Origin of the sequence: Sphingomonas limnosediminicola (assembly GCF_039537965.1) — a bacterium.
Lineage (GTDB): Bacteria > Pseudomonadota > Alphaproteobacteria > Sphingomonadales > Sphingomonadaceae > Sphingomicrobium > Sphingomicrobium limnosediminicola.
This window is the reverse complement of record NZ_BAABBM010000001.1, coordinates 2,048,928-2,062,588: the sequence shown is the minus strand read 5'-3', so window position 1 is coordinate 2,062,588 and position 13,661 is coordinate 2,048,928. Positions and strand designations below refer to the sequence as shown.

Genomic DNA, 13,661 nt, shown 5'->3' with positions numbered 1-13,661 from the left:
CCGCAAATGCGTAGTCTTACGTAAAGGCGGACCTCGGCTAGTGGCAGCTTTCCACCCAAAGCTGCCACTAGCGCAGTTCCGCCGCATTTGCGCGGAGCCGGGGTCAGCGATCGCGCAAGCTTGCGGCGTCAGGAACAGTGACGCCGGCGCGCGCTCCTACTTGCGCGAATAATAGAGCAGGAAGGCAAGCTTGTCGGGTTTGCCCTTCCCCGACGTGAAGGTTGCCGCTTCCATCTTCAGCCCGAGTTTGGCCAAATCGTCGGGGAGCGGCGGGACCTGCAAGTCCTTTACGGTCCGATTGATCTGAGAATTCTGATCGTCGAGCTCCGCCTTGTCTTTTGGGCCGATAAGCGTGCCGGCGATTTCACAGAGAGAGCTTCCGCAAGTCACGCGAAGCACGTTGCCATCCTTACCGACCAGCGGGATTTGCATGACCCTTGCGCGGATTGCGGACTCCAACGGTCCCGCCCAGGTCTGATCGCGCGCTTCGGAGCGGACGCGCTCGTGCAACGTCGCCAGATCCGGACCATTCACCAGGGGTGTGCCGATCAACGGATCATCAACATTCGTCGTGACCGGCGAAGTCTGGGTCATGAGCGTGACTGCTCCGGCGGCCGCAACAACAAATATTCCAAGCATGGCAAGTACTCCCGTCTGCGGACGCCATGGTTGGACGTCCCGATCCGGAAACGGTGCCCTGCGGGATGGACCCCTGCCCACCCCGATTTGCTCGTGACGAATTTCCTGTGCCTTGAGCAGCCGTGCGAGTTCCCGGCTGCTGCCCACCCCGGTTTTTCGCCGGGCTTCGCGCAAGCGCTCGTTGACGGCGGCGGGCGTGGTCTCGATCGCATGCGCAATGCTCTTTGCGGTGTGGCCTTCAGCGAGCAACCGAAGCACGCCACGCTCGGACTCGCTAAGCCGCGATAGATCGACGGGCCGCTTGGCCCGGAACTCTTCTTCAGCGCTCATGACGGAAGCCATGCGGGTTTGCTTCTTCCTCCAACACTGGAATCGCTACCCCTATTTTCTTGGAGTCGGGCCCAACTGGGCCTTAGCGTCTCCCTTTATGCACAGCTGCGCTCGCGCGGACACAGTCATGGCGCCTTCGTCCCTGTTGCGAACATTGGCGGTTCCGGGTCACAACGGGTCGATGAGGAACTTGCTGTTGCCCGGCTGGGCGGCTTTCTTTTTGCCTGCGAGGTTATTGGCAGCCGAAACGACGCCGGGCTCTAGTTGATCAAGGACCGCGCAAGGCGCTGGTACGTGGCCGCCGGCACCATGTCGCTCGCGATGACGGCGCCGGCGAACGCCTCGCCTGCCAGCTGGGATCGGGCGAGCTCCATTGCGCGCACGGGCATCGTCTCCTTCTCGCTTGGCCTTCCCGCAGCCAAGGGCGACTGGTCGGGACTCAAGCAGGACACCTTGGCCCTGGGCGCGACTGCCGTGATCACCGAAGGACTGAAGCTTGTATCTCACGAGCAGCGGCCGGACGGGAGTGATGACCATAGCTTTCCTTCCGGCCACACGTCGATCAGCTTCGCCGCAGCAGCAGGCATCGAGCAGCGCTATGGATGGAAGCTGGGCCTTCCCGCCCACCTCGCCGCCGCCTTCGTCGGCCTCGCTCGAGTGGAGGCCAATAAGCACCATCTGCACGACGTTGTGATTGGCGCCGCAATCGGCGAGGCGGCAGGGCTACTGCTGGCGCACAAGCGCCGCCACGCACACAATGCACCCCTCGGCGCCGGCTTTTCGATTGTCTTCTAGCAACGTTCAAATCGTGGCGTAGCGCGGTTCGGCAAGACACAGATTGTCGGCTTTCCACCCAATCATGCAATCAGCGCCGCTCCTGCCTTCGACCCGAAGCGAGATAGCCTGAGCGACAAGGACGTGGTAATGTACTCATATCACCTGATCTTCCTCAAGCATCCCGTGACAGAGAGACATTCCAGTGCTCCCGCTTGAGGTTGCACGCTTCTTGTATGACGTCGTGCCACGCTCTTGCGGAGGAGGTCCGCTGCCATGACCCAGTCAGTATTACTCGTAGCAGTTACGGCGCTTCTCACCTGGCTCGTCATGAAGTGGTTTCGCTCCGCGCCGGACCGCCCCAAACCCTTGTCGGCCCAGGAGAGCGAAGCCGAGCGCGCCAAGGACGTCGGCACGCGGCTCGACGGCGCGCGGGATCGGGCCAGTGACGTTGAAGTGGAGCGAAACAGGCTGGCGCTCGCGAAGGCGGTGAAGGCGGCTCTGTGGGTGACGGACGCCCGCCTCAACGCCGCCGTCCCTGAATTGCTGCGAATGGCGCAGCTTTGGGCCGGGAAGTCGGACGCCCGCGGCGAGAAATGGACGCCTCCGAATGGGGTGACCGACATCGAAGGACTTGATCATCCCGCGAAACCCTGGGCGTCGTGGAGCTTCGATGGCCATCACTGGCGCATCGACGCTTTATTGCAGCCCTCCGCCCTACCGGAAGAGATCGAAGGGGACGTCGGCACCTACAAGGTTCTCGTCGATCGGCAGCTCGTTCTCGACATGACTATCAGCACCGAGGACCCGCAGCTCCTGTGGGTCGACGCGCTGACGGTCGGGCCCTGGGTGTCAGATTTGCTCGCCTTTTCTGGGGCAAGGACCTCGGACGCGAAGGCGCGGTCAAGCGCACGATCGGCAACCAAGAACCAAAAGCGCGCCGACAATATCCACTGGTCGTAAACTGGCGCGCTTTGTCCGCTTTCCATGCCGCCGAAGCGCGTGCTCAGCGATAGGCCAAGTCTGAATTCCACGTCCCGACACACTCGCAACGCAGATTAGCCTTGCCGTCTAAACAGGTATAAAGAGGAACCATCACCAGGCGTCTAATGCGGCTAACTGGTGGCTGAGAGACAAGCGTAAGCGCTCCCGCCTAGCGAACGCACGATGTCAGACAGCAGAACCCACCCTCTGAACTTACTCGTCCGCAAGCTCGACCAGTGGAATCCGCTGAGCGACGACGACTGCAATGCCGTCCGGGCGCTGCCGTTCACGCGCCGACAACTCAAAGCCGGCGAGCATGTCGTGTGGGACGGAGACCGGCCGCAGAATGCGTGCCTCATCCTTTCGGGGTTTGCCTATCGCTACAAGGTTGCCGGCAACGGCGGCCGGCAGATCATGTCGATCCACATGAAGGGCGACATCGTCGACCTCCAGAACTCGCTGCTCGGAGTAGCCGATCACAACGTGCAGATGCTGAGCGCCGGCCACATTGCGCTGATCCCGGTCGAAGCGGTGCGGGACATTGCGTTCAGCCGTCCGGCCGTCGGAATGGGGATGTGGTACGAAACCCTGGTCGAAGGCTCGATCTTCCGCGAATGGATCCTCAACATCGGCCGCCGCAACGCCATCGTCCGCGTCGGCCATCTATTGTGCGAATTCGCCATGCGCATGGAAGCGTCGGAGCTTGGCAAACAGACGGAATATGAGCTGCCGATCACGCAGGAGCAGCTCGCGGACGCCGTCGCGCTGACGTCGGTCCACGTGAACCGCACGCTGATGAAGCTCGAGGAGCTCGGCTATATTTCGCGAACCAGACGGCGGATCACGATCAACGACTGGCACAAGATGGCCGTGCTGGCTGACTTCCAACCGCGCTATCTGCACCTGCGCATGGACGCACGGAACTGAGCTGCACGGCTTAAGAAGCTAGGTACAAGTTCCCGTTGCATCCGAGGCATTCGAGCGGGCCCCATCCGGCATTACCCCGATCTCGTATTTCGACGGCAGGCGGTATTCCGCGCACAAGGGAAATCCACGCCGGAGGAAACAAGCATGCACGTTGCCAGATCGCTGCTTGCTGCCACACTCATCGCAACGTCCTGCCCCGCCGCGGCCGCGCCGCCCCCGACCTGGCAAGGCCTGGTTCTGGTGAAGTCCAAGAAGATGGACGTCGTCTATCTGTTACCGAACGCCGACTTCCGATCCTACACCCAGATCATGTACGACCCTGTCCAGATCGCCTTCCAAAAGGACTGGCTGCAGAACTACAACGACCAGGCCATCGGCCTGTCCGACCGCATTGACCCGGGCGAGCTGCGAACCGCGATCACGCAGGCCACCAAGCAGTTCGACAACTATTTCGCGGCCGCGTTCACCAAGGCTGGATATCCCATCGCCAGCGTCCCCGGACCCAACGTGCTTCGCGTGTCGACCGCGGTCCTCAACGTCAGCGTGACCGCACCGGACACCGGTTCGTCCGCTGGCACCACGGTCGCCGCGAGCGCCGGGCAGGCGACGTTTGTCGTCGAGCTCCGGGATTCGGTGTCGAACCAGCTGCTCGGACAGGCAATCGATCCGCAGATCGCAGGCGACTATGGGGGCTCGATCCGGACTTCGGCGAGCAACTGGAGCGACTTCGACGATGTATTCAAGGCGTGGGCCCAGCTCAGCGTGGCCGGCCTGACCAAGCTCAAGTCGCTTTCTCCGGTCGATACGAACGGTATTCAGAAGAAGTAGGGTTTGGGGTCAATGAGAAGGCGGGGAGCTGTTCTATGCAGAGTCCCAAATCAAATGGGCGTGACGCCGCGAGCTTAGCTTCTTTCCGTGCGCACCTGCGCACTTCCTCCTGAGCGACGACGCGCGATACATGCTCCTCATGAGCCTCTAGATTGGCTTCGTAGCTACCAGGGCGAACAGGGGCCGCAGCGCAAAGAGTCTCATGTTCAATGGCCGAAACTCGATGCCGTTGAATAATCGAAGTGGCATCTTTCGGAAAACGTGCCGCAACTGCACTTTGAAGCCGGCCTCTTTCAGGAGGCGCTTGAGTTCGAATGGATTGAGCAGCCGTTCGGAATATTCGCCAGTTTCAGGATTGCGGCACCAACCGAACTCATCGCGTTCCGGAAGGGCGCCGGTCTCTTTATAGGTGCGGACTGCCTGCTCAATCTCAGGCCGGATCATGCCAGCTGTTTGGTGTCGCAATTGTGCGACTTCATCGTCCGAGAGCGATGACGAGGTCGCTCGGATGATTTCCTCACGCATCAAGGCAGCTTTCCACCAAAGCCGACATTCCATCTGTCCTACAGTCGCACTGCTGTGCCATGATGCGGGAATGCGGGCCTGCCGTCTTGAGCTGAGCGACATCGACGCCCCCGTTCGACAGCGCACCCAGGGTGCCGGAAAGTTGCTCGTCACCCTGAACGTTGGGAACATTCGAGGCGGCGGCCGATGAAGATCGCCTGCGTCGGCGCCGGTCCAGCCGGGCTCTATTTCGCCGTCTCGATGAAGCTGCGCGACCCGGCGCACGAAATCGAAATCTTCGAACGCAACGCACCCGGCGTCACCTTTGGTTGGGGCGTCGTCTTCTCCGACCAGACGGTGGAGAATCTCAACGCCAACGACCCCGCATCCGCGAAGATCATCGCCGATGAATTCGCGCATTGGGACGACATCGACGTGCACATCCATGGGCAAACGATCACGTCGTCGGGACACGGCTTCATCGGCATCGGCCGCAAGCGCTTGCTCGAAATCCTGCAGGACCGGGCGAAGGAGCTCGGCGTCGTCCTGCATTTTAATGCCGAGTGCGATCCGGGCGATGCGAAGTGGCGCGACTACGATCTCGTCATTGCGTCCGACGGCGCCAACTCGCGTTTCCGCGACGCGATGCCCGACGCCTTCGGCGTCGATATCGACGTGCGCCGCAACAAGTTCGTCTGGCTCGGCACGTCGAAGGTCTTCGACGCTTTCACCTTCGCCTTCGAGGAAACCGAGCACGGCTGGATCTGGGCGCACGCCTACCGCTTCGCGCCCGACTGCTCGACCTTCATCGTCGAATGCGACGAGGCGACGTGGGCGAACTTCGGCTTCGACCAAATGGACCAGGCGGAAACGATCGCCGTCTGCGAAAGATTGTTTGCCAGATATCTCGACGGCCACAGCTTGATGTCCAACGCCGCGCATCTGCGCGGCTCCGCGGCCTGGCTCAATTTCCGCCGTATCAAGTGCGAACGCTGGTCGAGCGGCAATGTCATCCTGCTCGGCGATGCCGCGCACACCGCGCATTTCTCGATCGGCTCCGGCACCAAGCTCGCGCTCGAAGACGCGATCAAGCTGGCCGACGTGCTCAACCGCAAAGGCCTCAGTCTTGAAGCCGCTATGGACGAATATGTCGCCGAGCGGAATCTCGAAGTTCTCAAGCTCCAGAACAGCGCGCGCAACTCGACCGAATGGTTCGAGACGTTGCACCGCTATCTGCATTTCGAGCCGCTGCAATTCGCCTATTCCCTGCTCACGCGCAGCCAGCGCATCAGCCATGAGAATTTACGCGTCCGCGACCGCGAGTGGCTCGAAGGCGTCGAACGCTGGTTCTGGAAACGCGCCACCGACGGCGCCACGAACAAGACTGCGCCGCCAATGTTCGCGCCGTTGAAGCTGCGCGAGATGACGCTTGAAAACCGCATCACGGTGTCGCCGATGGCGATGTATTCCGCGGCCGACGGAACGCCCAACGACTTTCATTTCGTCCATTATGGGGAACGCGCGATGGGCGGCGCCGGCCTTGTCTTCACCGAGATGACCTGCGTCTCGCCCGAAGGCCGGATCAGCCCCGGCTGCACCGGTATGTGGAACGGCGACCATGTCGCCGCGTGGAAGCGCATCGTCGATTTCGTGCATGCGAATTCGAAGGCGAAAATCTGCCTCCAGCTCGGCCATTCCGGCGCCAAGGGCTCGACGCGCGTCGGATGGGAAGGAAACGACGTCCCGCTCGCCGACGGCAACTGGCCGGTCATGTCCGCGAGCGACATTGCCTGGTCTCCCGTCAACCAGAAGCCGACTCCAATGACCCGAGCCGACATGGACACGGTGCGCGATCAGTTTGTTGCGGCGGTACAAATGGGCCTCGAAGCAGGCTTCGACATGGTCGAGCTGCACGCCGCGCACGGCTATCTGCTGTCGAGCTTCCTCACGCCGCTGCAGAACAAACGCACCGATGAATATGGCGGCCCACTTGATAATCGACTTCGCTACCCGCTCGAGGTCTTCGCCGCGATGCGCGCCGCTTGGCCCGGCGACAGGCCGATGTCGGTGCGCATTTCCGCCACTGATTGGGCTGGCGAAAACGGCATCACGCCGGACGATGCCGTGCAGATCGGCGAGGCGTTTGCGCGCGAGGGCGCTGACTTGATCGACGTTTCCGCGGGCCAGACCTGGGCCGACGCGCAACCGACCTACGGCCGCATGTTCCAGACGCCGTTCAGCGACAAGATCCGCAACGAGGGCCGCCTCGCGACCATGGCCGTCGGCAACATCTACGAGCCCGACCACGCCAACTCGATCCTCGCCGCCGGCCGCGCCGACCTGGTCGCGCTGGCCCGCCCGCACCTGATCGATCCCTTCTGGACGCTGCGCGCCGCAGCGCAGCTCGACTACCGCGACATCCACATCCCGCCGCAATATCTCAACGGCATGAGCCAACTCGTCCGCAACCTGAAACGGGACGCGGAAGCAGCGGCAGCAGCGCTTAAAGTCTAGAGAGCAATCGCCTCCAGGAACACGCCGCCGGCTTCGTCGCCGCAGCTCCAGCGGATGAGGCCCTTAACCGGGTCGAGCTTGTCGACATGGATGGTGACTTCAGTGCCCGGCTCGAACGCCGCCTCGCTGTGAAAGCTGAAGCCGCGGCTCGAAACGTTCAGGATCTGCGCTTCGATGGCGCCCGTCGCGATGCGCACCATCGCGTCATATTGCACGGCGATGCGCGTTGCCCGCGGTTGCAGCTCGCGCCCTTCAAGCCTGCCTTCGTATTTCATCTATTGCCCATCCTCGGAACTGGATTCGCAGTCGCCGGTGCCGGGGCACGAACGAACGCGAGATCCTCATGATGATGAAGGCGGCGTCCACTCCGCCCACACGGGTCCCACTGGGGCAGAGAATGCGCCCGTTCTGTTAAGCGCCGTCTAAAGCAAGATGGTTTCGGAGACCTTTACGCTAGAAAGGCGCGAGTCTGGGCGCTCAGTAGCGCGCGAGGATGAAGGCGCGGGCGGCGCGATATTCTTCGGGCGTGACGCGGCCGTCGTTATTGGTGTCGGCCATTTTGCGAAAGTCGTCGGCCGCGGACTTGGCCTCGCTTTCGCTGATGAGGATATCGTGGTCGCTGTCGTGGAATTTCAGCGCCCAGTTCATCAGCACCCAATCGCGCTCGAACAGGTCGCGGGCATGCGGCGCGACGCTGACGCTGGCCGGAGTCGATTGCTGCGCGATGACGGGCGCCGCCGCCGCGGCAAGGCATAAAGGCAAGAGCAACCGGACCATCGCGCGCATCAACGCGCGAAACGGGCGGTCGGTTCAGGCCTTCGCGGCGATGGCGGCGCGGACGGCTTTTTCGAGCGTCTCGGCGCGGAAGGGTTTGGCGAGGATCGGCGCCTGCGGGGCGACGCTTTTGACGGCGTCGGTCTCGCTATAGCCGGAGACGAACAAGATCGGCTGTTCCGGGCGGTCGGCGAGGATGAGTTTGGCGACTTCGGCACCCGACATGCCAGGCATGATGAAGTCGAGGATGACGAGCTCAGCAGGCGCGCGGGCGAGCTGCTTGAGGCCTTCGGCGCCATCGGCTGCGTCGCGCACCGAATAGCCCTGCTCTTCCAGGCTGGCGACGATGAATTCGCGGACGTCGGGGTCGTCGTCGATCACGAGGATGGACAGCGGACGTGGCCCTGCGGCGGGACTCTCGGCTTCCACGGCGACTGCTGGGGCCTCTGCGCCCGGGCCGTCGGCGCAGCGGAAGTAGAGGCGGACGGCGGTGCCTTTGCCGGGCGTGCTTTCGATGCGGGCGGCGCCGCCCGACTGGCGCGCCATGCCGTAGACCATGGACAGGCCGAGACCCGTGCCCTTGCCGACTTCCTTGGTGGTGAAGAAAGGCTCGAACGCGCGCTCGGCGACGTCGGCCGGCATGCCGACGCCGGTATCGCTGATGATCAGCTCGATATAGTCGCCGTCCTCCAGGTCGGGATCGCCGGTGACGTGGACGGGGCGGCTTTCGAAGTTGAGGATGCCGCCATCGGGCATCGCGTCGCGGGCGTTGATCGCGAGGTTGAGCACCGCAACTTCGAGCTGCGTCGGATCGGCCATCACGGGGATCATCGCGTCGTCGAGGTCGAAGCGCTTTTCGATTCCGGGGCCGAGCACGTTGCGAAGCAGCGGCCGCATGTTCTGGATCAGTGGCGCGACGAACGTCGGCGTGACTTCCAGCCGCTGGACACGGCTGAACGCCAGCAGCTGCCCCGTCAGCCGCGCGCCGCGCTCCGCCGCCGCAAGCGCATTCTCCGCATAGCGCTTCAGCTTCTCGTCCTCGGCGCGCTTGGTGATGATATCGAGGCCCCCAACCACAACCGTCAGTAGGTTGTTGAAGTCGTGGGCGATGCCGCCGGTGAGCTGGCCCAGCGCCTCCATCTTCTGGCTCTGGCGCAGCTGTTCCTGCGCGGCCTTGAGCTCAGTGATGTCGCGCGCTTCGAACAGCAGATAGATGACCTTCCCGTCGGGCCCGCGCACCGGCTGGACGGAAACGTCGAGGTAGGACGTCGGAACGCCCTCCCGCTCCATGTTGACCTCGGTCGTGAAGACCTCTCCGCGCGCGGCCGTGGCGATGCCTTTCTTCATCACCGCGGCGTGCTGCGGGTAGGCGCGCATCGTCGGCGCATCCCACAATTTCTCGCCGAGCGCCTTGCTCGGGTCGGGGTTGCGCCACGCCTCGCGCCGGTTGTTGACGGCGAGCACCGTGCCGTCGGGCTTCAGCAGCACCATGACTTCCAGCGCCGCTTCGAACACGGCGCGGAACTGCGCCTCGCTCGCCGCGAGCTGCGAGGTGCGCTCCTCGACCTGGCGGCGAAGTTCCAGCTCCGCTTCCTTCGCGAGGGTGATGTCGGTACCGACGCCGATGAAGCCGACGATCTCCCCGTCGGCGCCGAAGCGGGGCTGCGAGACCGTGCGCAGCCAGCGATATTCGCCGTCGTACCGCATGTACCGCCCCTCGAGCGTAAAGCGCTGCCTGGACGCTTCGCCGGCAATACTTTCGGCAACGATGCGGTCGACGTCGTCGGGATGGATCTGCGCCCGCCAGTCGAGCGTCCGCGCCTCCTCCAGGTCGAACCCCGGCCCCAGCGCGAACTCGGCATAGGCCTCATTGACGAAGTCGCGCACGCGGTCGAGCCGGGTCACCCACATCAGCGCCGGCGCACTGTTGGCGATGCGCCGGAAGCGCTCCTCGCTTTCGCGGATCGAGCGTTCGGCAAGACGCTGCTCGGTGACGTCGGTAATGACGATGACGACGCCGTCGACCTCGCCCGTCGCCGGATTGACCCACGGCACGTAATCGCTTTGCGCCGCAAGCACGCCGCGCGTCGGATGCTCCCAGGTGGCGGCGAACAGCTTGCGCTCCCCGGCAAGCGCGGCGGCCAGCAATTGCTCACGCTCGGCAAAGGCCTCGTCGCCGATGACCTCGCGCATGTGCCGCCCGATCATGTCCTTACGCGGCCGCTCCAGCCATTCGGCAAGCGGCTTGTTCATGAAGCGATAGTGGAGCGTGCGGTCGACGTAGGCGGTCATCACCGGCACGAGGTCGGCAAGCGTCAGCAGCCCCGGCCCGGTGAACATGGCGGCGGGAAGCTCGATCGGCATCGGCAACGGGTCGCCGCCCTCCGAACCCAGCGGCTGGTCGAGCAACAGCTCCGTCAGCGGCGGCGCCGCGGCGCTGCGCTTGTCACGTCCCGACCCTCCGCTGCTTTCCGCCATGTGCTTAGGATTACCCCCTTTCCTGGCGGAGTCGATGCGGCACTTTGCCGTGTCAGCGGCTCAGCTTGCGCGGATGCAGGGCCGTTCCGGAGGAGGTTGGTTTCACTAAGGCCGCGAATATCGAGCGCGAGCGGGTTACTCTTCCCCCATCCTCAGCGCAGCAATAAACGCCTCCTGCGGGATGCTCACGTTGCCGTATTCCCGCATCCGCGCCTTGCCCTTCTTCTGCTTCTCGAGGAGCTTGCGTTTGCGGGTCGCGTCGCCGCCGTAGCATTTGGCGGTGACGTCCTTGCGCATCGCGCTGATCGTTTCCCGCGCGATGACCTTGCCGCCGATCGCCGCCTGGATCGGGATCTTGAACAGGTGTCTCGGGATCAGCTCCTTCAACCGCTCGCACATGCCGCGGCCGCGCGCTTCCGCGGTGCCGCGGTGGACGATCATGCTCAGCGCGTCGACCGGCTCTTCATTTACCAGGATGCTCATCTTGACGAGGTCGCCCTCGCGGTGCCCGATCTGCTCGTAATCGAAGCTGGCATAGCCCTTCGAAATGCTCTTCAGGCGGTCGTAGAAATCGAACACCACCTCGTTGAGCGGAAGCTCGTACTTCAGCAGCGCGCGGGCGTGGCTGCCGCTGCCGACATAGGTCAGCTCCTTCTGGATGCCGCGGCGGTCCTGGCACAGCTTGAGGATGCCGCCGAGATATTCGTCGGGGGTGTAGATGGTGGCCAGGATCCACGGCTCCTCGATGCTCTCGATCCGGTTGGGGTCGGGCATGTCCGCCGGGTTGTGCAGCTCGATCGTCTTCGCGTCCTCGTTCTTCGAATGGGTGAGGTGCATTCGATAAACGACGCTCGGCGCGGTGGTGATGAGGTCGAGGTCATATTCGCGGGTCAGCCGCTCCTGGATGATCTCGAGATGGAGAAGGCCGAGGAACCCGCAGCGGAAGCCGAAGCCCAGCGCCGCGCTGCTTTCGGTTTCAAAGCTGAATGACGCATCGTTGAGGCGCAGCTTGTAAAGGCTGTCGCGCAGCTTCTCGAAGTCGTTGGCGTCGACCGGGAACAGGCCGCAGAAGACGACGGGCTGGACCTCCTTGAAGCCGGGCAGAGCCGCCGCGGCCGGCCTTTTGGCATCGGTGATCGTATCGCCTACGCGGGTTTCGGCGACTTCCTTGATCTGGGCGGTAATGAAGCCGATTTCGCCGGGGCCAAGTTCGGATAGCTGCTCGATCTTCGGGCGGAAGCAGCCGACGCGGTCGACCAGGTGCGTCGTGCCGGCGGCCATGAACTTGACCTGCGCGCCCTTCTTCAGCGTGCCGTCGATGACGCGGACGAGGATGACGACGCCCAGATAGGGGTCGTACCAGCTGTCGACCAGCATCGCCTTCAGCGGCGCGGCGGCGTCGCCCTTGGGCGGCGGGATTTTGTCGACGATCGCCTGCAGGATTTCCTCGATGCCGATGCCGGTCTTTGCGCTGGCGAGGACGGCTTCGGAGGCGTCGAGGCCGATGATCTCCTCGATCTCCTGCCGCACGCCTTCAGGGTCGGCGGCGGGGAGGTCGATCTTGTTGATGACGGGGACGATCTCGTGGTCGTGCTCGATCGACTGGTAGACGTTGGCGAGCGTCTGCGCCTCCACGCCCTGCGCGGCGTCGACGACCAGCAGCGCGCCTTCGCAGGCGGCGAGGCTGCGGCTGACCTCATAGGCGAAGTCGACGTGGCCGGGCGTGTCCATCAGGTTGAGCTCGTAGCCCTTCCACGCGAGGCGGACGGTCTGCGCCTTGATGGTGATCCCGCGCTCGCGCTCGATGTCCATGTTGTCGAGCACCTGCGCGTTGCCGGTCATCTCGCGGTCGGTAAGACCGCCGGTCGCCTGGATCAGCCGGTCGGCAAGCGTCGACTTCCCATGGTCGATATGGGCGATGATCGAAAAATTCCGGATATGATCAATTCTCTGCATTTGAAGCGGGCGCTAGCAGGGCGGCGCGAAGCTGTCAGCAATGGCGCGAAAAACGCAGGAACAGCCGCAAAGTCCACCTTCCGACTCCATTAAATCCCTGATAAACATCGGCCATCCATCAAGGGGGCTTGATCATGACAAAGTTCGCGTTCCTCGCCGGCGCAGCGCTGGCGCTTAGTTCCACGCAGGCATTGGCAGGAATTCTCGGCGGCGGGCAGGCAAAGCCCAGCTCAGGCCGCAACGAACAGACGGCCGGCCAGGCGCAGATACCGGTTTGCACGCACAGGATCGGAACGCTGGCGATCGTCGAGCCCGACAATCAGTGGTGGCGCGAGCTGAACCTCGGCAGCCCCGAAGCGATTATCAAGGTTTTCGTGGCGCAGTCCGGCTGCTTCACCATGGTCAACCGCGGCGGCGCGATGCGCAGCCGGGCGATGGAACGCGCCATGGCCGAGCAGGGTGAGCTGCAGAAGGGCTCCAACATGGGCGCGGGCCAGGTGAAGGCAGCGGATTATTTCCTGCAGCCGGATATCGTGACCGCCAATCAAAATAGCGGCGGGAGCAGCGTCGGCGCGGCCGCCGGCGCGATCGGCGGCCTGTTCGGCGGATGGGGTCACACCGTCGGGTCGTTGGCCGGCGGAATCAACGTCAAGAAGGGCGAAGCCAACGTTACGCTGTCGCTCGTCAACGCCCGCACGACCGAGGAAGAAGCGCTGACCGAAGGTTATTTCCGCAAGCGCGACCTGAGCTTCGCTGTCGGCGGCGGTGCCGGCTGGTGGGGCGGCTTCGCAGCCGCCGGCGGCGGCGGCTACGAGAATACGGAGATCGGCCAGATTATCGTCCTCGCCTATCTCGACGCCTACAGGAAGCTGGTCACCCAGCTCGGCGGCGTATCCCCCGTCCCGCCACCGCCTACGCGCTGAGCTTTGCACTTTGGAACGAAGGCCTCGGCT

The 13,661-nt window shown here is 63.6% G+C and carries 12 protein-coding genes; 6 read left to right on the top strand and 6 right to left on the bottom strand.

Going from position 1 to position 13,661, the window contains the following annotated elements; translation table 11 throughout:
• Positions 1-156 precede the first annotated feature (156 nt).
• The gene (locus ABD704_RS10450; protein ID WP_344699619.1) at positions 157-969 is read right to left on the bottom strand and encodes a helix-turn-helix transcriptional regulator; all 813 of its coding nucleotides are present in this window, start codon (positions 967-969) and stop codon (positions 157-159) included.
• Positions 970-1,263: 294 nt separating this feature from the next.
• Here ABD704_RS10450 and ABD704_RS10445 point away from each other — a divergent pair, with 294 nt between their 5' ends.
• The 4 genes from ABD704_RS10445 (at position 1,264) to ABD704_RS10430 (ending at position 4,482) form a co-directional block, all read left to right on the top strand.
• Positions 1,264-1,764, top strand: a complete 501-nt coding sequence (locus ABD704_RS10445; protein ID WP_344699618.1) for a phosphatase PAP2 family protein — start codon at positions 1,264-1,266, stop codon at positions 1,762-1,764.
• 255 nt (positions 1,765-2,019) lie between these two features.
• Positions 2,020-2,706, top strand: coding sequence for a hypothetical protein (locus ABD704_RS10440; RefSeq protein WP_344699617.1), 687 nt, complete (start codon positions 2,020-2,022; stop codon positions 2,704-2,706).
• A 204-nt stretch (positions 2,707-2,910) separates the two neighbouring features.
• The gene (locus tag ABD704_RS10435) at positions 2,911-3,654 is read left to right on the top strand and encodes a Crp/Fnr family transcriptional regulator (protein ID WP_344699616.1); all 744 of its coding nucleotides are present in this window, start codon (positions 2,911-2,913) and stop codon (positions 3,652-3,654) included.
• A gap of 144 nt (positions 3,655-3,798) precedes the next feature.
• On the top strand, positions 3,799-4,482 hold the full coding sequence (locus ABD704_RS10430) for a DUF3313 family protein (protein WP_344699615.1): 684 nt from the start codon (positions 3,799-3,801) through the stop codon (positions 4,480-4,482).
• Between the two features lie 147 nt (positions 4,483-4,629).
• Here the strand turns inward: ABD704_RS10430 and ABD704_RS10425 are convergent, their stop codons facing one another.
• Entirely contained in the window at positions 4,630-5,007 is a 378-nt protein-coding gene (locus tag ABD704_RS10425) for a hypothetical protein (RefSeq protein ID WP_344699614.1), read from the bottom strand.
• Positions 5,008-5,193: 186 nt separating this feature from the next.
• Here ABD704_RS10425 and ABD704_RS10420 point away from each other — a divergent pair, with 186 nt between their 5' ends.
• Positions 5,194-7,500 carry a bifunctional salicylyl-CoA 5-hydroxylase/oxidoreductase gene (locus ABD704_RS10420; RefSeq protein ID WP_344699613.1) on the top strand — a complete coding sequence of 769 codons (2,307 nt, stop codon included), beginning with the start codon at positions 5,194-5,196 and terminating at the stop codon, positions 7,498-7,500.
• On the opposite strand, the gene ABD704_RS10415 is transcribed toward ABD704_RS10420, so the two are convergent.
• The 4 genes from ABD704_RS10415 to lepA all read right to left on the bottom strand — a co-directional run bounded on the left by ABD704_RS10415 (position 7,497) and on the right by lepA (position 12,708).
• Positions 7,497-7,775, bottom strand: a complete 279-nt coding sequence (locus tag ABD704_RS10415) for a PilZ domain-containing protein (protein WP_344699612.1) — start codon at positions 7,773-7,775, stop codon at positions 7,497-7,499. The genes ABD704_RS10420 and ABD704_RS10415 overlap by 4 nt on opposite strands.
• 202 nt (positions 7,776-7,977) lie before the next feature.
• Positions 7,978-8,277: an EF-hand domain-containing protein gene (locus tag ABD704_RS10410; RefSeq protein WP_344699611.1), complete on the bottom strand. Its 300-nt coding sequence runs from the start codon at positions 8,275-8,277 to the stop codon at positions 7,978-7,980.
• A gap of 33 nt (positions 8,278-8,310) precedes the next feature.
• Complete coding sequence (locus ABD704_RS10405; RefSeq protein ID WP_344699610.1) at positions 8,311-10,752, bottom strand: PAS domain-containing protein; 2,442 nt, start codon at positions 10,750-10,752, stop codon at positions 8,311-8,313.
• A gap of 135 nt (positions 10,753-10,887) precedes the next feature.
• Complete coding sequence (gene lepA / locus ABD704_RS10400; protein ID WP_344699609.1) at positions 10,888-12,708, bottom strand: translation elongation factor 4; 1,821 nt, start codon at positions 12,706-12,708, stop codon at positions 10,888-10,890.
• Positions 12,709-12,842: 134 nt separating this feature from the next.
• Between lepA and ABD704_RS10395 the strand changes: the two genes are divergently transcribed.
• Positions 12,843-13,631: a CsgG/HfaB family protein gene (locus ABD704_RS10395; protein WP_344699608.1), complete on the top strand. Its 789-nt coding sequence runs from the start codon at positions 12,843-12,845 to the stop codon at positions 13,629-13,631.
• Positions 13,632-13,661 lie beyond the last annotated feature (30 nt).